The following is a 22,000-nucleotide window of genomic DNA, read 5'->3' on the forward strand; positions in this document are numbered from 1 at the left end:
ACCGGCATGCGAGGTAGCAGCCGCTCCGCGGAGCACGTGGCGCTTTTCCGCGCCCTCGAGCACAACCGCCGCCACGACCGCCTCTTCGACGACCGGCTCGCGGCGAGGATGCTGCCGCCGCTGCACCGCGCCGTCGCCACCGCCTCGCGGGTGCCCGCCGTGCACCGGTGGATCGTGCGATACCTCGACCACCACTTCGCCGGCGGCCCGCGCGCCTCGGCCGTGGTGCGCACCCGCTTCATCGACGACCAGGTGCGGGCGGCCGGCGGCTCGCAGCTGGTGCTGCTGGGCGCCGGCTTCGACAACCGCGCCCACCGCCTGGCCGTGCCCGTCGCGTTCGAGGTCGACCACCCCGCGACCCAGGCCACCAAGCGGCGCCGGTCGCCCGCGGGCGGCACCGTTCACTACGTCCCCGTCGACCTCACCCGCGACGCGCTCGCCCCGGCCCTGCTCTCCGCCGGCTTCGACGCGTCGGCCCCGGCCGTGGTCGTGTGGGAGGGTGTCACGAACTACCTCACCGCCGAGGCCGTCGACGCGACCCTGCGCGCCCTCGCGGGCCTGCTCGCCGCGGGCGGCACCGTCGTGTTCACCTACGTCGACCGGGCCGTGCTCGACGGCACGGGCGCGTTCACCGGCGTCGCGGAGTGGCACAACGCCGTGCGCCGCGGGGGCGAGCCGTGGACCTTCGGCTTCGATCCCGCCGAGCTTCCGGCGTACCTCGAGCAGCGCGCCCTGCACCTCGTCGAGGACCTGTCCACGCGGGACGCGGCCGCGCGCTACCTCGAGCCCCTCGGCCGCGACGAGCCGACCGCCGAGTTCTACCGCATCGCGGTCTGCCGTGCCTAAGGTTGACGACGCCCACTTCGCGGCGCGCCGGCGCCAGATCCTCGACGCCGCGGCGGCCTGCTTCGCGCGGGAGGGCTTCCACCGCACGTCGATGCAGGACATCGTGCGCGCGTCGGGCATCAGCGCCGGGCTCATCTACCGGTACTTCACCGGCAAGGACGACATGATCGCCGCGATCGTCGCCGAGTGGCACGAGCGGCGCACCACCATGCTCGGCGACGACCCGGCCGCGGGCTACCTCGACGTGCTGCGCCGCGTCGGCGCGCCCGAGACCCGGCCCGAGCTCCAGCTGGCGGTGCAGGTGTGGGCGGAGACGGTGCGTGACCCGGACGTGCGCGCGATGTCCCGCGCGAACGTCGATCGCCCCGTGGCCGCCGTCGCGCCGCTGCTCGCCGGGCAAACCGAGGACCCCGAGTCCCTGGCCCGCGTGTTCGTCGCCATCTACCAGGGGCTGGTGCTACAGACGCTCTGGGACGACGGGCTCGACCACGAGGCCTTCGTCCGGGCGGTCGGTCTGCTGATGGCGCCGTTTGCGCAGCCGGCGGCTCCAGGGGGCGGCGGCGAGCAGGAGTAGGGCGACGGTCAGCGGCGCCTTCCACAGTGGACTCACGCCGCCGTCGATCCCCGTCGCCCGGTCCGGTGCGGTGTTCGCCCATACCAGGAACGCGTCCCCGATCGGGAGCACGCCGAGGGCGTACCGCTTGGTGTGCCAGGTGTTGATCGGCACTCCGGCGAGCTCGCCGTAGGCGGCCAGCGCGTCCGCGAGCGCGCCGTCGCCGTTGACCCGGGCCGCGCCGATGCTCACCACGGTGGCCGAGAACGAGATCCCCAGCGGCAGCGGCCCGCTGTCGACGTCCCCGGGGCCGTCCGTCCCCTTCGGATACTCGCGCACCGCGGGGCCGAGGTGCAGCGGGGAGTCCACGAACAGGTCGCGGAAGCGCAGGTACTGCTCGCGGGCGAACCCCGGATCGACGTCGGCGAGGAAGCGCAGGATGACGCTCTGTGAGCTGCCCCGCGCGCCCTGCAGCGGCTCGCCCGTTCCGGGATCGGTGACGTGGGGCAGCAGCCCGGTGGCGGGGTCGAGCCGCTGCCTGGCCTTGTCCACCCACGCCCGCACGGTGCCGGCGTGGTCGGGGGAGAGGCGCAGCGAGGCGATCGCCACCGTGGAGTCGACGGGCCAGGACTGTCCCGGATAGGCCGGCAGGAACGGCGTCGCGCTCGCGTCGAACGCCCGCGCGATCTCCCGCGAGCCGGACTCGAACCGCCGCACCTGATCGGGATCCCGCCGCAGGCTGAGCAGCCCGCCGCGCAGCCAGTTCGTCCACCCGGCGTAGAAGACCCCGTAGCGCGGCGCGAGCCCGGCACTGAACGGCGCCGTCCCGTCGGGTGAGTCCAGGCGGTCCAGCGCCCACCGGATCTCGCGCACCGCCTCGCCCTTGTCGCGCGCGTGCCGCCCGACGTCGACCCAGGCGAGCCCGTAGAGCGCGTGCAGGAAGAAGTACCCCTCCGGAAAGAGCCGCTGCGCGTCCTCGCCGGCGCCGTCGTCGAGCTCGGCCCGCAGGTGGGCGAGCTGCCGCTCGGCCCCGGAGACCGGCGCGTGGAAGCGCAGCAGCGCGCTCGCCGCGAACGCCGACACCAGCGCCGCCAGCAGCACCCGCACGATCTTTCCCACGCGGCGAGCATATGAGGTCTTCACACATCACCGCTCGTCGCTGTAGCTTATTTTCGTGCACGTGTCAGGGCGTGGCGATTAGCTACATAGACCGGGATCGGAGGGAGCCGCCGCGTGAGCATGACGCCCCTCGAACCCGCGGCCCCCCACGAGCTCGCCACCCGCTCGCCGGGGCGGATGGCGTGGCGGCGGCTGCGCCGCGACCGGACCGCGCTCGTCAGCGGCGTGGTCTCGGTGCTGCTCGTGGTCGTCGCGCTCGCGGCGCCGCTCATCCGGCTCGCCTACGGCGTCGGGCCGCAGGACGACTTCAAGGACGACCTCGACCGCTACGGGATGCCCTACGGCATCTCCGGCGGCATCAGCGGCGCGCACTGGTTCGGCCTCGAGCCCGGGCAGGGCCGGGACCTGTTCATGCAGATGGTCTACGGCATGCGCACCTCGCTGGGCATCGCGTTCGCCGCCGCGCTCATGACCACCGTCGTCGGCGTGCTGCTCGGCATCGTCGCCGGCTACCTCGGCGGCTGGGTCGACGCCATCCTCAACTGGGTGACCGACGTGACCCTGGCGCTGCCGTTCCTCATCTTCACCCTCGCCGTGATCCGGCCGCTGGAGCTGCACTTCTACGGCCCCCGCGAGGCGGTGCCGGGCTGGTTCCGGGTCGTCGTGCTCATCTCGCTGTTCACCGCGTTCGGCTGGACGACGACCGCGCGGCTCGTGCGCGGGCAGGTGCTCTCGCTGCGGGAGCGCGAGTTCGTCGAGGCGGCCAAGGCCGGCGGGGCCCGCGTGCCGCGCATCCTGCTGCGGGAGCTGCTGCCCAACCTCGGGGCGCCGATCCTGGTCGCCTTCTCGCTGGCGATCCCGGCGTACATCACCGGCGAGGCCGCCCTGTCCTTCCTCGGCATCGGCATGCTCGAACCGACCCCGGACTTCGGCCGCACCATCTTCCGCAGCCTCAACTACCTGCAGACCGACCCGGCCTACGTGCTGTTCCCGGGCGTCACCATCTTCGTGCTCGTGCTGGCCTTCAACCTCTTCGGCGACGCGCTGCGCGACGCGCTCGACCCGAAGTCGCAGCGGTAGGCGCGCATGGGCACCTTCCTGGTCCGCCGGGTCTGTCTGGGCCTGCTCACGCTCTTCGCGGTCAGCGTCGTGACGTTCCTGATGTTCTTCGCGCTGCCGCGGGACCCGGCCGCCGCGATGTGCCCGAAGAACTGCGACGCGCAGCGGCTGGAGCGGGTGCGCGACGAGCTCGGGCTCAACGATCCGAAGCCGGTGCAGTATCTGCGGTACTTCAAGGGCGTGTTCGCCGGCCGTGACGGCTGCCCGGCGCCCTGCCTGGGGTACAGCTACGTCAACAACGAGCCGGTGCGCGACACGTTCGCGCGGACCCTCCCGGTGACGCTGAGCATCGTGATCCCGGCGGCGGCGCTGTGGCTGGCGCTGGGCATCGGCCTCGGCATGCTCTCCGCGCTGCGCCGCGGCACCGTGTTCGACCGGCTCGCGATCGGCTTCTCGCTGTCCGGGGCCTCGATGCAGCTGTACTTCGTCGGCGGCGTCCTGCTCCTCGTGTTCGTCTACACGCTGAAGGTGCTGCCCTACCCGCACTACACCCCGCTGCTGGACGATCCCCTGGCCTGGCTCACCGCGCTCGTGCTGCCCTGGTGCACCCTGGCGTTCCTCTTCTCCGCCGTGTACGCCCGGCTGGCCCGCGCCCAGATGCTGGAGACGATGTCCGAGGACTTCGTGCGCACCGCCCGCGCGAAGGGCCTGCCGGAGCGGCTCGTGGTGCGCCGGCACGTGCTGCGCGCCGCGATCACCCCGCTCGTGACGGCCGCGGGGCTGGACGTCGGCACGGCGCTCGGCGGCACCGTCATCACCGAGACCACCTTCGGGTTCCGCGGCCTCGGCCGCACCGCCATCGACGCCGTCCGCGACGGGGACCTGCCGACGATCATGGCGACCGTCCTGCTCGCGGCGGCCTTCATCATCGTCGCGAACATCGTCGTCGACGCGCTCTACACCCGGATCGATCCGCGGGTCCGCTTGCGATAGGGGAGGACAATGCGCAGAGAACTCACGGCCGCCGTGCTGCTCACGCTCGTGGCGGGACTCGGTGCCTGCACGAACAACACCAAGACCGACGACGACCTGGGCGTCGACACCAACCGGCAGGCCAGCGGCGCGATCGCCACCGACCCGAAGGACTCGCAGGGCCCGGCCGCCGAGGTGCCCGGCGCGGCCAAGGGCGGCACCGTGACCGTCATCCGGCAGACGAAGATCGCGCACCTGGACCCCCAGCGCGCCTACAGCTTCGTCGGCCTCAACGCCTCCCAGCTCTACGCCCGCCGGCTCACCACCTACAAGGACGACGGGCAGGGACACGTGACGCTCGTCGGCGACCTCGCGACCACCCCGGGCACGGACGTCAACAAGGACTGCAAGACCTGGCGCTTCACCGTGAAGGACGGGGTGAAGTTCGAGGACGGCTCGGCGATCACGGCCCGGGACATCGCCTACGGCATCGCGCGCTCCTTCGACCTGTCCCTCACCGGCGGCCCGACCTACATCCAGGAGTGGCTCGCCGACTCGCCCCAGTTCGACACCAAGTTCGACTTCAAGAGCAACAAGACCGGGCTCCCGCCGGGGCTCACCGTCCCCGACGACAAGACGCTGCAGCTCACGTTCGCGAAGCCGCACTGCGACCTGCCCTTCGCCGCGTCCCTGCCGGCGACCGCGCCCGTGCCCGCGGCGAAGGACACCGGCACGCAGTACGACGCCAAGCCCGTCTCCTCCGGGCCGTACAAGATCACCAAGAACGAGGCCGGCACCCAGCTCACGATGGAGCGCAACACCGCGTGGGACCCGGCCACCGACCCGGTGCGTCACCAGTACCCGGACGCGTTCGTCTGGTCGTTCGGGCCCGACCCGGTGACCCAGACCAACCGGATCATCACCGACGGCGGGGCCGACCAGACCGCGGTCTCCTGGAACGGCGTCGACCCCTCGCTGGTGTCCAAGGTGGTCGGGGACACGGCGCTCAAGGACCGCATCCTGCAGGCCCCGACGCCCCAGCACTTCACGCTCACCATCAACAACCAGCGGGTCACCGACCTCAAGGTGCGCCAGGCGCTCAACTACGCCATCGACCGCGACGGGCTCATCAAGACCCTCGGCGGGGCCACCTTCGCCGCGCCGGTCACGACGCTCATGCCGCCGGCGACGATCGGGTGGAAGCAGTACGACGCCTACCCGGCGGGCAAGAGCGGCGATCCGGCCAAGGCGAAGGAGCTGCTCGGCGGCGCGACGAAGGAGCTCGTGCTCGCGTTCGCCGACGACGCGACGTTCCAGGCGCTCAGCACCCAGCTGGCGGGCAACCTGGAGAAGGCCGGATTCAAGATCACGCTGAAGGCGATCCCGGCCGACTCGTTCCTCGACGAGACCAAGAAGCGGGACAACCCCTGGGACCTCTACATCGGCTCCTGGGGCGCGGACTGGCCCAGCGGCGCCGCGATCCTGCCGGTGCTCTACGACGGCCGGGCGATCAAGGACGGCGGCAGCAACAACGGCGCGTCCTACCTCAACGCGCCCGCGCTGAACGCCGAGTTCGACCGGGTGCTCGCGCTGCCGGTCGAGCGGCAGGGTGACGAATGGGCGAAGCTGGACGAGAAGATCATGCGCGAGTACGCGCCGGTGGTACCGCTCTACGTGCAGGTCATGTTCACACTGCACGGCTCGCGGGTGCACGGTGTGTTCATCGACAGCATCTTCGGCAGCCCGCAGTTCGTGAACACCTATGTGAAGTAGGCCCGATGACGAGCTATGTCTCGGTGTGGGTGGGTCGCCCCGGCGACCCGCCCCGGCACGCGCAGGACCCCGACCGCCTCCACGGCGCCGCGAGCACGATGAAGGTGGCCGTGCTCGCGGCGCTGTACCGCACCGGCGGTCTCGACGATCCGGTGCCGGTCGTCAACGACTTCGCCAGCGCCCTGGGGGACGGCTCGCGGTACCACAACGACCGCTCCTACGACGATGACGACGAGGTCTGGCCGCACCTCGGCACCGCGGTGCCCGCCCGGTGGCTGGCCCGCCGGATGATCGTGCGCTCCAGCAACCTGGCCACCAACCTGCTCCTGGCCCGCGTGGGCCTGCCCGCCGTGGCCGAGGTGTGGCGGCTCGCGGGCGCGGCGCACAGCGTGACCGCCCGCGGCATCGAGGACTACGCGGCCCGCGACGCCGGGCTGGACAACGTCGTCACCGCCGCCGACCTGGCCGCGCTGTTCACCGCCCTGCACCGCGGCACCCTCGCCGAACCGGAGGCGTGCGCGGAGATGCTCGACCTGCTCGCCGCCCAGGAATGGCGCGTCGACCTCGCGGCCGGCCTGCCCGACGGGGTGCGCATCGCGCACAAGAACGGCTGGATGACGGGCGTGCGGCACAGCGCCGGCCTCGTCACCCCGCCCGACGCGGAGCCGTACGTGATCGCCGTCTGCACCACCTCGCGGGGCGTCCCGCCGGACGACTACGACGAGCAGGCCTGCCGCCGGATCGCCGAGATCTCCGCGGACGCCTGGGCGGGGCGGGCCGGATGACGATCGAAGCCGTCCGCACGCACCGGATCAGCGTGCCGCTGCACACCCCGTTCGTCACCGCCCTGCGTACCGCCACGACCGCCGAGAGCCTGCTCGTCGAGGTCGTCGACGCCGACGGCCGCTCCGGCTTCGGCGAGGCCCCCGAGGTCTGGAAGGTCACCGGCGAGTCCGTCGCCGGCGCCGAGGCCTGCGTGGCGCAGCTCATCGGGCCGGCGCTCACCGGCCGCGACGCCGACGACCTCAACGCGAACCTGCGCGCGGTCCAGCGGGCCGCGGCCGGCAACTTCGGCGTGAAGGCCGCGGCCGACACCGCCCTGCACGACCTCGCCGCCCGCCGCCTCGGCATCCCGCTCGTGCGGCTGCTCGGCGGCGCCCGGCTGCGCGTGCCCACCGACGTCACCCTGCCCGCGGGCGGCGCCGACGAGCTCGCCGCGGCCGCCGCCGCCCGGGTCGCCGAGGGCTTCCGGGTGCTGAAGGTCAAGGTGGGCAAGGGCGCCGGCGAGCGCGACGCGGCCACCGCCGACGTCGCCCGCGTCGCCCGCATCCGCGCCGCGGCCGGCCCGGACGCCCGCATCCGCCTCGACGCCAACCAGGGCTGGACCCCGCGCGCCGCGGTGCGGGCCATCCGCGGCATGCAGGACGCGGGCCTGGACGTCGAGCTCGTCGAGCAGCCCGTGCCCGCGGCCGACCTCGACGGGCTGGCCTGGGTCAGCGCCCGCGTCGACGTGCCGATCCTGGCCGACGAGGCGGTCTTCGGGGTCCGCGACCTGACCGAGGTCATCCGCCGCCGCGCCGCCGACCTGGTGAACGTCAAGCTGGCCAAGTGCGGCGGCCTCGGCCCGGCCCGCACCCTGCTCGAGCTCGCCGCCGCGCACGACGTCGGCACCATGGTCGGCTCGATGATGGAGACGGAGATCGGCGTCGGCGCCGCGGCGAGCCTCGTGGCCGCGTGCGGCACCACGGTCGTCTCCGACCTCGACGCGGCCTGGTTCCTGGGCGCCTCCCCGGTGACCGGCGGGCTGCGCTACGAAGGCGCCGAGGTCGTGCTGCCCGACGCGCCAGGACTGGGGCTGAGTCTCAAGGAGCCGCCATGACGCACGCCGTCCGCATCCCGCTCGCCACGCTCTACCGCGACCCCGAGCACCGAACCCCGCCGAACGTCGTGACCCAGGCCCTGCTCGGCGACGCGGCCGAGGTCAAGGAGGTCCACGCCGACGGCTGGGCCCGGGTCACCCTGCCCGGCCAGGGCGACTACCCCGGCTGGCTGCCGATCACCCAGCTCGCCGAGGCGGCGGACCCCGACGGCCCGGTGTCCATGGTGGACACACTCTCGACGGACCTGCGGGACGAGCCGAACGGGACGCTCGCCATGCCCGGCGTCCCGCTCGGCACCCGGCTCGTCGCGGCCGGCCCGAGCCGCGACGGGTGGCGGCCCGTCCGCGTGCCGGGGGCCGCGCAACCGTTGTGGGTCGCCGAATCCGACGTGCGCGCCGACGCGCCCGACCCCCTCGAGACCGCGCGGCGGCTGCTCGGCGCCGTGTACGTGTGGGGCGGCCTCTCCCCGCACGGCATCGACTGCTCCGGCCTCGTCCACCTCGCCTGGCGCCGCGCCGGGGTACGGCTGCCCCGCGACGCCCGCGACCAGGCGGCCGCCGCCGAACCGGTGCCGCTGGGCCAGGAGCGCCGCGGCGACCTGTACTTCTTCGCGCTGCCCGGCGCCCGGATCCACCACGTCGGCATCGTGGTGGAGCCGGGCGTCATGCTGCACGCGTGCGGCGACGCGCGGATCGTGGTCGAGGAGTCCTTGCCCCCGGCCCGGGCCGCCACGCTCACTGGCGCGGCGCGCCCAGCGGCGACGGCACCAGCTGCACATCGTCCAGATTGACGAACATGAACCGGTGCCCGAACTGGATCTGCACGTACTTCGTCTGGCCCCGAACGACCGTCCGGTCGCCGGGCGCGGAGCCGTCGAAGGACACCGCGCGGTAGTACTCGCCGGGCACGATCCCCGCGACCGCGTACCGCTGGCCGGCCGCGAACGTGTACTGCAGCGGCGTGATCGCCTGGTAGGGCACGCCCGCCGGGTACGCCGCCTGCTCCGGGTACGCGCGCCCGTACACGGGGATCGTGGTCCGGCCCGGCTTCGGCACCGCGACGAGGCCCGTCGCCCACTTCGCCGCCGGGTGCGCGGGCGGGTTGAGGAACCAGCCCCGCTGCCCGAGGTACCAGATCGCCGTCCAGTCCCCGGAGCGCCCGGCGACGGCGTAGGTCTGGCCGGCCGAGACCCGCGATCCGGTGTCGGACAGGGCCATCGTCGCCGCCGAGCCGTCGGGGTGCAGCCCGGGGTCGCTCAGCAGCGGGGCGTTGGCGTCGGGCGCGGTGTGCAGGATCAGCGCGGAGGCGCCGTGGGAAGGGCAAGGGCCGCCCGTCGTACCGTCACAGCCGGTGAACGCGGGCCGGTTCGCGTCGTAGTCCGGGTCGATGGTGACCAGCCCCGTGTGCGCCGTGCCCGTGCCGCGGAAGGGCGCGTGCAGCAGGTCGAAGTAGTGCCCCCAGTCCCAGTAGGGCGCCGGGTCCCAGTGCATCCCGGCCACGGTGGACGGCACGGTGCCCGGCACGTTGTCGTGGCCGACGATGTGGCCGCGGTCGAGCGGGACGTCCAGCCGGGCGGCGAGGTAGCGCACGAGCTTCGCCGAGGCGCGGTACATCGCCTCGGTGTACCAGGCGCCCTCGGCCGCGAAGCCCTCGTGCTCGATGCCGACGGAGGTCGCGTTGACGTACCAGTTCCCGGCGTGCCACGCGACGTCCTTGGCCTTCACGTGCTGGGCCACGTGCCCGTCGGCCGAGCGGATGGTGTAGTTCCAGCTGACGTACGCCGGGTCCTGCACCAGCTGCACGGTCCGGTCGTAGTACTCCTCGGTGTCGTGGATGACGATGTACCGCACCCGCTGGCTCGCCGGGCGGTCGCCGAGGTCGTGGTTGCCGTAGTCCCCGCCGCCGAGATCCGCGTACGGGGCCGGGATCCACTCGCACGGCAGGTCCGGCGGGCACTCGACGCCATCCGGCCGCGGCGGCCTGCGCAGACCGAGCCGGTCGAGCCAGGCCACCTGCGGGCGCACCGCCGCGTGCGCGCTCAGCGTCACGTGCTCGCCGTCGTCGGTGACCCGGTCGGCGCCGTCGCGCAGCGTCGCGTACACCTCGTCGGCGAAGTCCCCGGCCGCGTCGGCGGTGTCCGCGCCGCTGTAGCGGGCGACGGCGCCGTACCAGGCGGCCGGGTCGCTGCCGGCCCCGCCGGGCGCGCCGAGGTCGCGCTGGTAGGAGGCCAGCAGCGCGGCGCCGCCCCGGATGTTGTCCCGCGCGTCCGTGCGCAGCCGGTCCCGGCCGAGCCCGGTGAGCTCGGCGGCCCGGTCGAGGGTCTGCCTCCCCGGCACCGGCGCGCCGGCCGGAGCATCCACCGTGGACGGTCGCGCGGTGTCGCCCCGCGCGTCCCCGATACCGTCGTGGCGTGCGCTCACCGCGGCGGCGTCGGTGAGATGCATGGGGCCGAAGCCGCCGCTGGTGCTGGGGGCGCCGCGGTTGGTGTCCCACCGCGACTCCAGGTACGACACGGCGAGGAGGACATCGGCCGGTACGCCGGCGGCGTTCGCGGCATCGGTGAAGTCCTGCTGGCGTCCGGCCTGCGCCGCGCCGGCTGTGCCGGGTGCGACGAGGATCGCGGCGCCGAGCACCGCGACGGCGAGGATTCTCATGTCGGCCTACCAATTCTCCGAGCCGGGCACGCGGGGCAGCGCCTTGCCCGGCGGTGCGATGAGGTATGCGATGCCGCCGCTGCCGGAGGCGACCGACCCGTCCGCGCGGTGGCGCTTGGTGCGCAGCCACACCTGCTCGAACTCGGTGCGCTGGTAGACGTTGCGGACCGCGTCGTCCGACGACGAGGCCGGGTCGTTGACGATGACGTCGCCGGTCGCGGTGAACCCGACGACCACGAACAGGTGCCCGGAGGTCGAGTAGTTCGCGCCCGTGAGCTCCGAGGCGAGGAACGACTGCGAGGTGACGACCGGGATGCCGGCCGCGATGAAGCGCTCCAGCTCGTCGAGGGAGTGCAGCCGGGTCACGATGCCGGTCAGCCCGAACGTCGCCGCGTAGGCGGTGTTGAACGGCCAGTTCCCGGCGCCGGCGTAGGTGTAGTCGTAGGTCATCCGGGCCGCGTGGTCGACCTGCGGGTCGGCGTAGGACGGGTCGACCCAGGCGAGGTCGGCGGCGCTCGGCCCGCGGCCCCAGTACTCGACGACCATCTCGGTCGAGGTGGGTGAGCACCACGCCTCGCCGCCGCCGTCGTACTCCGGGTACTGTCCGATGTGGATGTTCTGCGAGTACCGCGGGACCTTGAGCTCCCGGCCCCAGGCGATGTGCCCGGCGCTCGGGGCGACCGTGAACCGGTCCGGCACGTTGGAGACCATCGCGCCGATCTGCCGGACGCGCGGGAACGCGTGCGAGCCGGGCTTGCGGAACAGGGTCACGCGGAGGCGGTAGCTGTCCAGCAGCACGCCCTTGGACACGTCGTCGATGGAGAACGTGTCCGTGTAGACGCTGGAGTGGGCGTCGCCCTGACCGTCCACCGAGGACCGCTTGATGTCCTGGTCGCCCGAGGCCCAGCGGCCCATGACGTAGGCCGGCGTGCTCTCGCCGTTGGTGTACGTGCCCAGCAGCTCGACCTGCAGCCAGGTGCCCGCGGGCGTGTCGGCGTTCCAGGAGGCGACGAGCTCGCTCGCGCCGAACCCGGTGCGCTGCCGCGGTGAGGTCCAGGTGGCGGTCTCCCAGCCGTCCGCGCCGCCGCGGTCCCAGTGCTGGAAGGCGCGCCACCGGTGGAAGGAGATCTGTTCGTCGTGCGTGACCGGGGCGGCCGAGGGTGTGTCGATCGGTGCGCCGAGCGGCGCGGCGAGCACGGCGGTTGCGACCAGTGCCGGGATGAGGGCCATCGCTCCTCCAGGGGAAACCTGAGGCGATTGATTGATGGCACGCTATACCGTCACCGGCGTCGATGTCGATACCTTCCAACCGGATCCAGTCCGATGAAGGTTTTTTACCGACCGTGCAGCTCGGCCAGGGCCGCGTGCACCACGCCGTCCGAGCGCTCCAGCGCGCGGCGGGCGTCCGCGGCCGGCGTCTGGGCCAGCAGCGCCACGAGGGCGACCTTCGACTCGCCGCCCGCCTCGGCCAGGGCGGTCGTGCAGGCCTCGGGGGGCAGCCCGGTCGCCTGGGCGAGCATGCGCACCTGGCGGCCGCGCAGCTTGCGGTTGCTCGCGACCATGTCGGTCATCAGGTTCGAGTACGTGCGGCCGAGCCGGACCATGACCGCCGTCGACAGCGCGTTGAGCACCAGCTTCTGGGCGGTGCCGGCCTTCATGCGGGTCGAGCCGGTGATCGCCTCGGGGCCGGTGTCGACCGCGATGACGACGTCGGCCAGGTCGGCCAGCGGCGCGTTCGGGTTCGCGGAGATCAGCACGGTGCCGGCCCCGGCGGCCCGGGCGGCGCGCAGCGCTCCGCCGACGTACGGGGTGGCGCCGCTCGCCGTCGCGCCCACGGCGAGGTCCCCCGCGGCCAGGTCGGCCGCCGCGGCCGCGCCGAGCTCGGCGTCGTCCTCGACGCCCTCGGCCGCGGTGTGCAGGGCAGGGAGCCCGCCGGCGATGTGGGCGACGACCCGCTCGTAGCCGACGCCGAACGTGGGGTGCAGCTCGGCGGCGTCCAGCACCGCCATGCGGCCGGAGGTTCCCGCGCCGAAGTAGTGCATGCGCCGGCCCGCGCGCAGGGCGGTCACGGCGAGGTCGACGGCCTCGGCCACGTCGGGCAGTACCGCCGAGACCGCCGGAGCGACCTTGGCGTCCTCGGCGTTGATCAGCCGGAGCATGTCGAGCGTGGGCAGCTGGTCGATGTAGACCGTGTGCGGGTTGCGCTCCTCGGTGGGCGAGACCCCGGGGGAGACGCTCACCAGCGGCCCCGATCGGCCTTGGTCCGCCGGCTTCGCACCGCGTCGCGCGTCGACTCCAGGGCCGAGCGTGTGCGGTCGTAGGTGCGCTGGGCGACGCCGACGAACACGCAGTCGACCACGGTGAGCTGGGCGAGCCGGCTGGCCATCGCGCCCGAGCGGAACGTGGTCTCCCGCGCGGCCGTGGTCAGCACCAGGTCGGCGACGCGCGTGATCGGCGACTTCGGGAAGTTGGTGAGCGCGACCGTCGTCGCCCCGCGCCGCCCGGCCTCGGCGAAGGCCTCCATGGTGTCCACGGTGGTGCCCGTGTGCGAGATGCCGATCGCGACGTCGCCCTCGCCGAGCAGGGCCGCGCTCGTCAGCGCCAGGTGCAGGTCCGACCACGCGTAGGCGGTCAGCCCGATGCGGTGCAGCTTGGTCTGGAAGTCCTGGGCCACGAACGCGCTCGCGCCCACGCCGTAGATGTCGATCCGGCGGGCCGCGGCGATCGCGGTGACGACCTTGCCCAGCGCCTCCAGGTCGAGCTGGGCGGCGGTCTCCTCCACGGCCCGGGCGTCGGCGTAGGCGATGGTCTTGACCACCTGGCCGAGGTCGTCGGAGCGGCTGATGTCGCTGCCGATCGCCTCCTGGGCCGGGTCGTCCTGCACCCGTCCGGCCTCGGCGGCGAGCTTGAGCCGCAGCTCGGGGTAGCCGGAGACGCCGATGGCGCGGCAGAAGCGGATGACCGTGGTCTCGGAGGTGTCGGCGCGCTTGGCCAGCTCCGTGATCGTCATCTGTGCGGCGGTGGCCGCCTCCTCGATGATGATTCGGCCGACCCGCTGCTCGGCCCGCGACAGCGAGGGCAGGAGCCCGCGGATCTTCACGGCCGTGGAGACCTGGCGAGCGTCGTCCGTCATGTGGAAAAGTTTCCGTTGCCTCGTCGGTTTCGTCAATGGAATGCGGTGACGCGATGCTTGAGCCCCTGGTCATCGGTGTTGACGCGGGCGCCACGACCACGCGGTGCGCGCTGAGCGACCTGCACGGCACCGTCCTGGCACGGGCGGAGTCGGGCGGTGCCAACCGGAACTCGAGCGGCGCGGCGCCGGTGGAGGCGCTCACGGTCGCGCTGCGCAATCTACTCGCCCGATCCCGGGACGGCGCCGGGCGGGTCGCGCTCGGGGTGGTCGGGATCGCGGGCGGTGCGGCCGCGCGGGCCGCGACTCAGGCGGCGGCCGAGGCGGCCTGGCGCGCGGCGGGGCTCGGCGGCCGCGTGGTCGCGGTGACCGACCTCGAGGTCGGCTTCGCCGCGGGTTCGCCGTCGCCGGACGGGCTGCTGCTGCTCGCCGGCACCGGGGCGGTCGGGGCCGCGTTCGCGGGCGGGCGGCTGACGCATCGCTGCGACGGGTACGGCTGGCTGCTCGGCGACGAGGGCTCGGCGGTCTGGCTCGGCCGCGCGGGCCTGCGCGCCGTGCTGCGCGCGCTCGACGGCCGCGGCCCGGCCACGGCGCTCACGCAGGCGCTGAGCCCCCTGCTGGGCGTCCCGGCCGGCGACGACCAGGCCCTGCTGCGCGCCGCGTTCGACCGCCCGCCCGCCGCGCTCGGTGCCCTGGCGCCGGCCGTGAGCGCGCTCGCCGCGGCCGGGGACGCGGTGGCGGTGGCGCTCGTCGAGGAGGCCGCGGGGCATCTGCTGCACACCTTGGAGACGGTTGCCGGGCGCGCCGCGTTGCCCCGGCCGGCCGTCGTGCTCGCGGGCTCCGTCCTGCTGTCGCCCGGCCCGGTGGCCGAACGCGTCCGGGCGGCCGTGCGGGAGCGTTACCGGATCGTGCCCATGGCGGCGACCTACGGCCCGGCGGGGGCCCTCTGGCTGGCGATCACGCAGGTCATCGGGGCCGCTCCGGATGCCGCGGTACACGCCCGGCTGACCCGGTAACAATCTACCGCCCCTTGCAAGTTTGGTTGGAAACCTTCATTGTCATCGACAGACGTCCCTTGCGAAGGAGCGGCGATGAGTCTTCTTTCCCGGCGGGCCCTGCTCGGCTCGAGCGCCCTGGCCGCCGCCTCGGCCACCCTGGGCGCGTGCGCGCTGTCCGGCGGCGACGACAAGCCCTCCAGCACCGAGCAGGGCGCGAAGAACGCCGCGAACCCGCTCGGCGTCAAGGAGGACGCGCCGCTGGAGGTCGTCATCTTCAACGGCGGCTTCGGCGAGGACTACGCCAAGGCGCACGAGGCGATGTACACCGAGAAGTACCCGAAGGCGCAGATCAAGCACTCGGCGACCCAGCAGATCGGGCAGACGCTGCAGCCCCGCTTCGTCGACGGCAGCCCGCCCGACGTCATCGACAACTCCGGCGCCGGCCAGATCGACTTCAACGGCCTCGTCTCGCAGGGCGCCCTGGCCGACCTCGGGCCGATGCTGGACGCGCCCAGCATCGACGACCCGGCCAAGAAGGTGCGCGACACGCTCCTGCCCGGCTCGCTGCTGCCCGGCACCTACGACGGCAAGACGATGGCGCTCAACTACACCTACACCGTCTACGGGATCTGGTACTCCGCCAAGCTCATGAACGACAAGGGGTGGCAGTACCCGAAGACGTGGGACGAGATGATCGCCCTGTGCAAGACCATCAAGGCCGCCGGCATCTCGCCCTGGACCTATCAGGGCAAGCATCCGCGGTACATGTCGTGGCCGATCCTGTCCGCCGCGGCGAAGCTGGCCGGCCAGGACGTGCTCGTGGCCATCGACAACCTCGAGCCGAACGCGTGGAAGCACGAGGCGATCCTCGCCGCCGCGGACGCCTACTCGCAGCTGGCGGTCGACGGCTACATCATGCCCGGCTCGGAGGGGCTCGACCACATCCAGTCGCAGACCGAGTGGTGCAAGGGCAAGGCCGTGTTCATCTCGTGCGGCTCCTGGCTGGAGAGCGAGCAGAAGGCCGTCACGCCGCCCGACTTCCAGATGACCGTCGCGCCCACCTCCAGCCTGTCCACTTCGGACAAGCTGCCGTTCGAGGCGCTGCGCGGCACGACCGGCGAGCCGTTCATCGTGCCGGCCAAGGCGAAGAACCTCGCGGGCGGGCTGGAGTACCTGCGCGTCATGCTGTCGAAGAAGGGCGCGATCGACTTCACCAACCGGGTCGCGAGCCTCACCTGCGTCGCCGGGCTCGACCAGGGCGTGAACCTGCCGCCCGGGCTGGCGTCGGTCACCAAGGCGCTCAAGGCCTCCGGCGACAAGGGCTTCAACTGGGTGTACAACTCCTACTACCGCAAGCTGGAGCGCGAGCTCGTCGACGCCGCGTGCGGGGCGCTGTTCACCAAGCAGATCAACGCCAAGCAGTTCGTCGAGCAGTGTCAGAAGGGCGCGGACGCGATCGCGAAGGACGACTCCATCAAGAAGTACAAGCGGAGCAGCTGAGGATGCGCCACGGTCGGCGCCTGTTCGCCATCACGTTCCTGCTGCCCGCCGTGGCGGTCTACGCCGTCTTCGTCGTCTCGCCCTACCTGCAGGCGTTCCAGGTCTCCACGACCAACTGGCGCGGCCTGAGCCCGACGTGGGACTACGTCGGGACCGGCAACTTCACGCGGCTGCTGTCGGACGAGTACTTCTGGAATGCCCTGCGGCACAACGCCGTCCTGCTCGCCGTGCTCCCCGTCGCCACCATCGTGCTGGGCCTCTTCTTCGCGTCCATGCTGAACATCCACGGCGTGCGGTTCGGCGCCGTGTACCGCATCGTGTACTTCTTCCCGCAGGTGCTCTCGGTGGCCATCATCGGCGTGCTCTGGCGCGAGATGTACGCCCCGAACGGCGGCCTCGTCAACGGCTTCCTGCGCGCCGTCGGGCTCGGCTCGCTCGCCCGCACCTGGCTCGGCGACCCCGACGTGGCCTTCTGGGCGGTGCTCGTCGTGATGGTGTGGAGCAACGTCGGCTTCTACGTGGTGCTCTTCGGCGCCGCGATGTCCTCGATCCCGCGCGAGATCTACGAGGCCGTCATGCTCGACGGCGCGAGCCGCTTCACCACCCTGTGGCGGATCACCGTGCCGCTGCTGTGGGACACGATTCAGGTGGCGTGGGTGTACCTCGCCATCATCGCCCTGGACGGCTTCGCCCTCGTGCAGATCATCACCAACGGGGGCCCCGGATTCAGCACGGACGTCGTGGGACTGCGGCTCTACAACACCGCCTTCGGCGACGCCAAGTTCGGCTACGCCTCCGCGATCGGCGTCGCGATGTTCTTCGTGACGCTCACGGTCGCGATCGCGTCCCTGCGCCTGACCCGCCGCGAACGCATCGAGTACTGACGTGCGCCCCCGCCTCGGCAACGCCTTCTCCCACGTCTTCCTCTTCGGCTGGGCGCTGCTGACCACCTTCCCGCTGCTGTGGGCGGTGGTCAGCTCCTTCAAGAGCGACGACGAGATCCTGTCCGACGCCTGGAGCCTGCCCTCGTCGCTGCGCTTCTCGAACTGGGCGCGCGCCTGGAACGAGGCCCACATGGGCCGTTACTTCCTCAACAGCACCATCGTGGTGGCCGGCGCGCTGGCCCTGACCATGCTGCTGGGCGCCATGGCCGCCTACGTCCTGGCCCGCTATGAGCTGCGCGGCATGCGCGTCGTCTACTACGCCTTCGCCGGCGGCATGGTCTTCCCGGTGTTCCTGGCCCTGGTGCCGCTCTTCTTCGTGGTCAAGAACCTGGGCCTGCTCGGCACCCTGCCCGGCCTGATCCTCGTCTACACCGCCTACTCGCTGCCGTTCACGGTGTTCTTCCTGACCGCGTTCTTCCGCACCCTGCCGACGGCGGTGGCCGAGGCCGCACTCGTGGACGGCTGCTCGCACTGGAGCCTGTTCTTCCGCATCATGCTGCCGATGGCCCGGCCGGGGCTGATCAGCGTGGGCATCTTCAACTTCCTCACGCAGTGGAACCAGTACATCTTCCCGATCGTGCTGCTGCAGGGCGAGGGCAGCGAGAAGCGCTGGGTCCTGGCGCAGGGCCTGACCGCCCTGGCCGTGAACGAGGGCTACGCGGGCGACTTCGGGGGCCTGTTCGCGGGCATGACCATCGCGATGCTGCCGGTGCTGCTGCTCTATCTGGTCTTCCAGCGCCAGGTCCAGTCCGGCCTCACCGCCGGCCACCTCAAATAGCGGCTCCCGCGGCGCCGGACATGATGCGGGCGAGGTTGTCCGGGGCGAAGTACTCCGCGATCGGCGTGCTGCCCTGCATGACGCCGAAGAAGCGGGTCGACTCCGCGGGGCTGGCCGCAATCGTGGCGAACAGCGCGGCCATCTCCGGGCTCGGGGGCTCCATCGACGCCAGCTGGCAGGTCAGCTGGAGGGCCGGCAGGAAGCGGCGATCGCGCTCCTGCGCGTAGGACTGCACGGCCGCGTCCAGGTCGCCGCCGGAGAGTCCACTGTGGACCGCGTCAGCCAGCAGCTGCGCGCTCACGAAGGCGTCCGTGATGCCCGCGGCCATCACCGGGTCCTTGTGGTAGCCCGCGTCGCCCACCAGGGCCCAGCCCGGGCCGGCCGGCGTGCGGAAGAAGTTGGGCACGTCGGCGGTCGCGTGCATGCGCCCGACCCGTTCGGCGGCGGCGACCCGGGCGGCCACGGACGGTACCCGCGAAATGGCCTCGGCGTAGTGGGCCTCCACGTCCGTGCGGAAGTCGTGGAACTGCGCGCTCGGGCACGCCACGAACACGCAGGTCGCGTCGTCGTTGGTCGGGAAGAGCACCACCGCGCGGTCGCCCAGCTGGTAGATCTCGGCGTTGTCGCGGGGCAGGAGGCCGCGGTAGTAGGCGTAGTAGCACGCGGTGAGCGACGGCGTGTCGTGGTACGTCCCGGCACCCGCCTCGCGGGCCACCACCGAGCGCAGGCCGTCCGCGCCGATGACGATCCGGGCGTGCTCCTCGAAGCCGTCACCGCGGACCCCGGTCACGCGGCCGGACGCGTCGCGCAGCAGGCCCTCGACGGTCACGCCCTCCCGCACCTCGGCCCCGGCCGAGCGGGCGGCGTCCAGGAGGATGGCGTCGAGGACGGTGCGGCGCACGCAGTACGGGTGCGCGGCGCCGTCGGAGGGCGGGGGCGGGGCGCTGATGACGAACGGGCCGAAGTCCATGGTGAACCGCGCGAGCCGCGGGGCGCCCGCGTTCGCGACGGCGTCGTGCAGGCCCCAACTGCGCAGCAGTGCCATCCCCGGCACGTGCACGAGGTGCGTCGAGATGACGTCGCTCGGGAACGTGGCCCGGTCCAGCAGGAGCACCCGGTGGCCGGCCCGGGCGAGCAGCATGGCGGTCGGGGAGCCGGCGACGCGCGCGCCGACGACGATGGCATCGAAACTCACGGTGCGACCCTATCGCCACCAGTGCACAGAATCGACGGCCAGCGGCCGCCGGCGGCCACGTTCAGTAAGAGGTAGGCGGGGCGCTCGAACACCCACGCCTGCTTCGCGTCGAGGTCCTCGCGGCGCAGCGTGGCCTGCACAACGCCGTCGGCCGACCACTGCAGGACGCCGGGACACCACTCCAGGCCGTACCGATGCATGCCCTTCTCGGGTCCGCCGGCCGGCTTCGCGGCGAACGGGCGCTCCCAGCCGCGCACGGAGCCGTCGGGCCCGTGGAAGGTGCCGTGCACGACGCCCGGCTCGCCGGCGCCCAGCGACTCCATCAGGTCGATCTCGCCGGCCTGGGGCCAGCCGGTAGTGGAGACTACGGCGCGGCGGCGGCCCGCAGCGCGGTTGTCGGCTTGCCGACCTTGCCGGCGCCGGTGCCGATCAGCACCGCGACCAGCACGATCACGGCCCCGGCGAGCTGTCCGGCCGAGAGCGACTGGCCGAGCGCGAGCCACCCGGCGGCGGCCGCGACGACGGGGCTGAGCAGGCTGAACAGGGTCACCTGGGCGGGCGGGAGGGTCGTTACGCCGCGGAACCACAGCAGGTAGGCCCCGGCGGTGCCGACCAGCGACAGGTACCCGAATCCGGCCACGTTCACCCAGCTCAGGGCGGGCGGGAGCCCCTCGACGAGCAGGGCCGCGGGGGCGAGCAGGAGGCCGCCGACGGTGAGCTGCCAGCCGGTCAGGGCGATCAGCGCGGTCCGGCGGTCGTCGCCCTCGGGCACGCCCCAGCGCCGGCCGAGCACCGTCCCGAGAGACATGGACACCATGCCGCCCGCGGCCGCCGCGAGGCCGATCGGGTCCAGCGCCGTCGCGGAGCGCAGGACCAGCAGCGCGACGCCGAGCACGCCCGCGGCTCCGGCCGCGAGCACCGTGCGGGAGGGGCGGCTGCCGAGCAGCCCGAACGCGAGCGCGGCGACCACGAACGGGCCGAGCGCGCCGAGGACGGCCGCGACGCCTCCGGGGAGCCGGTACGCGGCCACGAACAGCAGCGCGAAGAACAGCCCGATGTTGAGCGTGCCGAGCACCAGGGAGCGCCACCACCAGGCGCCCTTCGGCAGCGCGCGGGCCGCGGCGATGAGCAGCAGCCCGGCGGGCAGGGCGCGCAGGGTGCCGGCCAGCAGCGGCCGGCCGGGCGGGAGGAGCTCGGTGGTGACCAGGTACGTGGTCCCCCACAGCGCGGGGGCGATGGCCGTAAGGTTCCTCATGACTAAGTAGCTTACAACTAAGCTACTTAGACGCAAGGGGGTGCTAGAGTTCCGGCATGGACGACGTCGACCGGATCGTGGCCCAGTGGGGGCGGGAGCGGCCCGAGCTGCAGACCGACGCGATGGCCGTGTTCGGGCGGATCTACCGCCTGGCCCGGGTGGTCGGGGACCGGCAGGAGCAGGTGTACTCCGGCCTCGGCATCAACCGCGGCGAGTTCGACGTGCTCGCCACCCTGCGCCGGGCCGGGGAGCCGTTCCAGCTGTCCCCGAAGGCGTTGAGCGCGTCGCTGATGCTGACCACGGGCGGGATGACGGGCCGGCTCGACCGCCTCGAGCGGGCCGGCCTGGTGGCCCGCTCCCCGGACCCGGCTGACCGGCGCGGCCTCGTGATCACGCTGACCGGTCGCGGCCGCGAGGTCATCGACGAGGCGGTCGTCATCGGGCTGGACGCGCAGCGCGAGGTGCTGGAGCGCCTGCCCGAGGCGAGCCGCAAGCGCCTGTCGGCCCTCCTGCGTGACCTGCTCGCCGCCGCCGAGGCCTGACCTCGCGGGCTGCGGCATCAGACGGTGGCGGTCGCGACCCACATCGTCAGCGTCGCGAGGAAGTCCCCGCGCTCGCCCGCCTCGCCCAGCGCGCCGAACCAGTCCTCGCGCAGGTCGTCCGGGATCAGGCCGGTGTCGGCCGGCACCATCGGGTTGACCATCGGCAGCACGGCCGCGGCGGCGAGGGGGTCGGGGAAGTACAGCGCGACCGGCACCGCGCTCACCTCGCGCAGCCCCGCGCCCAACAGCCGCCGCCGCAGCGTGCGGCCCATGTCGAGGTGCTGGCCGACCACGGTCGCGAGCAGGTGCTCGCGGACCCGGGCGACGAGCGGCCGGGGCAGCCCGTCGACGGCGACCGACTCCCAGTCGGTGTCGACGAGGCACACGCGCCCGCCGGCCCGGGTGACGCGGGCCAGCTCCGCCACGGCGACGTCGGGCTCGGCCAGGTGCTGCAGCACCCGCTCGCAGCGCACCGCGTCGAACCAGCGATCGGGGAAGTCCAGGGCGGTCACGTCGCCCTGGGTGTACCGCACGCTGGTCCCCTCGTCGCGGGCGACCGCCGCGGCGATCGCGGCGGCCGAGGCGTCGAGCGCCACGATCGCGCCGCTGCCGCACAGCCGGGTCGCGAGCAGCCGCGCGACCTCGCCGGTCCCGGCCCCGGCGTCGAGGATGCGCTGCCCCGGCTCGAGGTGCAGCGCGGCGAACGCGACCTCGCGCACGCGCTGGATCTCGGGGTTCGCGGCCACCTGGTCCAGCGCCCCGATGAGCCGCCCACGGGGATCCGGATCGTTCGCCATCCCGC

General features: G+C 73.0%; 22 protein-coding genes. 13 read left to right on the forward strand and 9 right to left on the reverse strand.

The window, feature by feature from the left end; translation table 11 throughout:
- Window positions 1-6 precede the first annotated feature (6 nt).
- Both ABT369_RS00505 and ABT369_RS00510 read left to right on the forward strand, forming a co-directional pair.
- Window positions 7-846 carry a class I SAM-dependent methyltransferase gene (locus ABT369_RS00505; protein WP_350609086.1) on the forward strand — a complete coding sequence of 280 codons (840 nt, stop codon included), beginning with the start codon at window positions 7-9 and terminating at the stop codon, window positions 844-846.
- The gene (locus ABT369_RS00510; RefSeq protein ID WP_350609088.1) at window positions 839-1,420 is read left to right on the forward strand and encodes a TetR/AcrR family transcriptional regulator; all 582 of its coding nucleotides are present in this window, start codon (window positions 839-841) and stop codon (window positions 1,418-1,420) included. Before ABT369_RS00505 ends, ABT369_RS00510 begins: the two co-directional genes overlap by 8 nt.
- Here ABT369_RS00510 and ABT369_RS00515 read toward each other — a convergent pair.
- Complete coding sequence (locus ABT369_RS00515) at window positions 1,304-2,518, reverse strand: hypothetical protein (RefSeq protein ID WP_350609090.1); 1,215 nt, start codon at window positions 2,516-2,518, stop codon at window positions 1,304-1,306. The genes ABT369_RS00510 and ABT369_RS00515 overlap by 117 nt on opposite strands.
- 120 nt (window positions 2,519-2,638) lie before the next feature.
- Between ABT369_RS00515 and ABT369_RS00520 the strand changes: the two genes are divergently transcribed.
- Genes ABT369_RS00520 through ABT369_RS00545 form a run of 6 tightly spaced genes read left to right on the forward strand, consistent with a single transcriptional unit; the run spans window position 2,639 to window position 8,992 of the window.
- Window positions 2,639-3,598 carry an ABC transporter permease gene (locus ABT369_RS00520; RefSeq protein ID WP_350609852.1) on the forward strand — a complete coding sequence of 320 codons (960 nt, stop codon included), beginning with the start codon at window positions 2,639-2,641 and terminating at the stop codon, window positions 3,596-3,598.
- Between the two features lie 6 nt (window positions 3,599-3,604).
- Window positions 3,605-4,570, forward strand: coding sequence for an ABC transporter permease (locus tag ABT369_RS00525; RefSeq protein ID WP_350609092.1), 966 nt, complete (start codon window positions 3,605-3,607; stop codon window positions 4,568-4,570).
- Window positions 4,571-4,579: 9 nt separating this feature from the next.
- Complete coding sequence (locus tag ABT369_RS00530; RefSeq protein WP_350609094.1) at window positions 4,580-6,322, forward strand: ABC transporter substrate-binding protein; 1,743 nt, start codon at window positions 4,580-4,582, stop codon at window positions 6,320-6,322.
- A 5-nt stretch (window positions 6,323-6,327) separates the two neighbouring features.
- Window positions 6,328-7,107, forward strand: coding sequence for a serine hydrolase (locus ABT369_RS00535; protein WP_350609096.1), 780 nt, complete (start codon window positions 6,328-6,330; stop codon window positions 7,105-7,107).
- Window positions 7,104-8,201, forward strand: coding sequence for a mandelate racemase/muconate lactonizing enzyme family protein (locus ABT369_RS00540; RefSeq protein WP_350609098.1), 1,098 nt, complete (start codon window positions 7,104-7,106; stop codon window positions 8,199-8,201). Before ABT369_RS00535 ends, ABT369_RS00540 begins: the two co-directional genes overlap by 4 nt.
- The gene (locus ABT369_RS00545) at window positions 8,198-8,992 is read left to right on the forward strand and encodes a C40 family peptidase (RefSeq protein ID WP_350609100.1); all 795 of its coding nucleotides are present in this window, start codon (window positions 8,198-8,200) and stop codon (window positions 8,990-8,992) included. The genes ABT369_RS00540 and ABT369_RS00545 overlap by 4 nt, the downstream gene beginning before the upstream one ends.
- Here the strand turns inward: ABT369_RS00545 and ABT369_RS00550 are convergent.
- From ABT369_RS00550 to ABT369_RS00565, 4 genes are all read right to left on the reverse strand, one after another.
- On the reverse strand, window positions 8,937-10,856 hold the full coding sequence (locus tag ABT369_RS00550; RefSeq protein ID WP_350609102.1) for an N-acetylmuramoyl-L-alanine amidase: 1,920 nt from the start codon (window positions 10,854-10,856) through the stop codon (window positions 8,937-8,939). The genes ABT369_RS00545 and ABT369_RS00550 overlap by 56 nt on opposite strands.
- Window positions 10,857-10,862: 6 nt before the next feature.
- Window positions 10,863-12,086 carry a C39 family peptidase gene (locus ABT369_RS00555; protein WP_350609104.1) on the reverse strand — a complete coding sequence of 408 codons (1,224 nt, stop codon included), beginning with the start codon at window positions 12,084-12,086 and terminating at the stop codon, window positions 10,863-10,865.
- Between the two features lie 104 nt (window positions 12,087-12,190).
- On the reverse strand, window positions 12,191-13,096 hold the full coding sequence (gene murQ, locus ABT369_RS00560) for an N-acetylmuramic acid 6-phosphate etherase (RefSeq protein WP_350609106.1): 906 nt from the start codon (window positions 13,094-13,096) through the stop codon (window positions 12,191-12,193).
- Window positions 13,093-13,989, reverse strand: coding sequence for a MurR/RpiR family transcriptional regulator (locus ABT369_RS00565; RefSeq protein ID WP_350609108.1), 897 nt, complete (start codon window positions 13,987-13,989; stop codon window positions 13,093-13,095). The genes murQ and ABT369_RS00565 overlap by 4 nt, the downstream gene beginning before the upstream one ends.
- Window positions 13,990-14,042: 53 nt before the next feature.
- Here ABT369_RS00565 and ABT369_RS00570 point away from each other — a divergent pair, with 53 nt between their 5' ends.
- From ABT369_RS00570 to ABT369_RS00585, 4 genes are all read left to right on the forward strand, one after another.
- Entirely contained in the window at window positions 14,043-15,002 is a 960-nt protein-coding gene (locus ABT369_RS00570) for a BadF/BadG/BcrA/BcrD ATPase family protein (RefSeq protein ID WP_350609110.1), read from the forward strand.
- 75 nt (window positions 15,003-15,077) lie between these two features.
- Entirely contained in the window at window positions 15,078-16,484 is a 1,407-nt protein-coding gene (gene ngcE, locus ABT369_RS00575; protein ID WP_350609112.1) for an N-acetylglucosamine/diacetylchitobiose ABC transporter substrate-binding protein, read from the forward strand.
- A 2-nt stretch (window positions 16,485-16,486) separates the two neighbouring features.
- Window positions 16,487-17,368, forward strand: a complete 882-nt coding sequence (locus ABT369_RS00580) for a carbohydrate ABC transporter permease (protein WP_350609114.1) — start codon at window positions 16,487-16,489, stop codon at window positions 17,366-17,368.
- A gap of 1 nt (window position 17,369) precedes the next feature.
- A complete protein-coding gene (locus ABT369_RS00585; protein ID WP_350609116.1) occupies window positions 17,370-18,206 on the forward strand; it encodes a carbohydrate ABC transporter permease in 837 nt (278 codons plus the stop codon).
- Here the strand turns inward: ABT369_RS00585 and ABT369_RS00590 are convergent.
- From ABT369_RS00590 to ABT369_RS00600, 3 genes are read right to left on the reverse strand one after another with little or no spacing between them, the layout of a single operon-like run.
- Window positions 18,199-19,401: an NAD(P)/FAD-dependent oxidoreductase gene (locus ABT369_RS00590; RefSeq protein WP_350609118.1), complete on the reverse strand. Its 1,203-nt coding sequence runs from the start codon at window positions 19,399-19,401 to the stop codon at window positions 18,199-18,201. The two genes, ABT369_RS00585 and ABT369_RS00590, sit on opposite strands and share 8 nt — an antisense overlap.
- Complete coding sequence (locus tag ABT369_RS00595; RefSeq protein ID WP_350609854.1) at window positions 19,398-19,733, reverse strand: family 16 glycosylhydrolase; 336 nt, start codon at window positions 19,731-19,733, stop codon at window positions 19,398-19,400. Before ABT369_RS00595 ends, ABT369_RS00590 begins: the two co-directional genes overlap by 4 nt.
- A gap of 32 nt (window positions 19,734-19,765) precedes the next feature.
- Window positions 19,766-20,656, reverse strand: a complete 891-nt coding sequence (locus ABT369_RS00600; RefSeq protein ID WP_350609119.1) for an EamA family transporter — start codon at window positions 20,654-20,656, stop codon at window positions 19,766-19,768.
- Window positions 20,657-20,712: 56 nt separating this feature from the next.
- Here ABT369_RS00600 and ABT369_RS00605 point away from each other — a divergent pair, with 56 nt between their 5' ends.
- Window positions 20,713-21,198 carry a MarR family winged helix-turn-helix transcriptional regulator gene (locus ABT369_RS00605; protein ID WP_350609121.1) on the forward strand — a complete coding sequence of 162 codons (486 nt, stop codon included), beginning with the start codon at window positions 20,713-20,715 and terminating at the stop codon, window positions 21,196-21,198.
- A 17-nt stretch (window positions 21,199-21,215) separates the two neighbouring features.
- Here the strand turns inward: ABT369_RS00605 and ABT369_RS00610 are convergent, their stop codons facing one another.
- Window positions 21,216-21,995, reverse strand: coding sequence for a methyltransferase domain-containing protein (locus ABT369_RS00610; protein ID WP_350609123.1), 780 nt, complete (start codon window positions 21,993-21,995; stop codon window positions 21,216-21,218).
- Window positions 21,996-22,000 lie beyond the last annotated feature (5 nt).

Origin of the sequence: Dactylosporangium sp. NPDC000244, assembly GCF_040300725.1 — a bacterium.
GTDB lineage: Bacteria > Actinomycetota > Actinomycetes > Mycobacteriales > Micromonosporaceae > Dactylosporangium.

Coding starts and splice junctions, on each gene's coding strand:
- ABT369_RS00505 (WP_350609086.1), top strand. CDS start 7: ATGCGAGGTAGCAGCCGCTCCGCGGAGCACGTGGCGCTTTTCCGCGCC.
- ABT369_RS00520 (WP_350609852.1), top strand. CDS start 2,639: ATGACGCCCCTCGAACCCGCGGCCCCCCACGAGCTCGCCACCCGCTCG.
- ABT369_RS00525 (WP_350609092.1), top strand. CDS start 3,605: ATGGGCACCTTCCTGGTCCGCCGGGTCTGTCTGGGCCTGCTCACGCTC.
- ABT369_RS00530 (WP_350609094.1), top strand. CDS start 4,580: ATGCGCAGAGAACTCACGGCCGCCGTGCTGCTCACGCTCGTGGCGGGA.
- ABT369_RS00535 (WP_350609096.1), top strand. CDS start 6,328: ATGACGAGCTATGTCTCGGTGTGGGTGGGTCGCCCCGGCGACCCGCCC.
- ABT369_RS00540 (WP_350609098.1), top strand. CDS start 7,104: ATGACGATCGAAGCCGTCCGCACGCACCGGATCAGCGTGCCGCTGCAC.
- ABT369_RS00545 (WP_350609100.1), top strand. CDS start 8,198: ATGACGCACGCCGTCCGCATCCCGCTCGCCACGCTCTACCGCGACCCC.
- ABT369_RS00550 (WP_350609102.1), bottom strand. CDS start 10,856: ATGAGAATCCTCGCCGTCGCGGTGCTCGGCGCCGCGATCCTCGTCGCA.
- ABT369_RS00555 (WP_350609104.1), bottom strand. CDS start 12,086: ATGGCCCTCATCCCGGCACTGGTCGCAACCGCCGTGCTCGCCGCGCCG.
- ABT369_RS00565 (WP_350609108.1), bottom strand. CDS start 13,989: ATGACGGACGACGCTCGCCAGGTCTCCACGGCCGTGAAGATCCGCGGG.
- ABT369_RS00570 (WP_350609110.1), top strand. CDS start 14,043: ATGCTTGAGCCCCTGGTCATCGGTGTTGACGCGGGCGCCACGACCACG.
- ngcE (WP_350609112.1), top strand. CDS start 15,078: ATGAGTCTTCTTTCCCGGCGGGCCCTGCTCGGCTCGAGCGCCCTGGCC.
- ABT369_RS00580 (WP_350609114.1), top strand. CDS start 16,487: ATGCGCCACGGTCGGCGCCTGTTCGCCATCACGTTCCTGCTGCCCGCC.
- ABT369_RS00600 (WP_350609119.1), bottom strand. CDS start 20,656: ATGAGGAACCTTACGGCCATCGCCCCCGCGCTGTGGGGGACCACGTAC.
- ABT369_RS00605 (WP_350609121.1), top strand. CDS start 20,713: ATGGACGACGTCGACCGGATCGTGGCCCAGTGGGGGCGGGAGCGGCCC.
- ABT369_RS00610 (WP_350609123.1), bottom strand. CDS start 21,995: ATGGCGAACGATCCGGATCCCCGTGGGCGGCTCATCGGGGCGCTGGAC.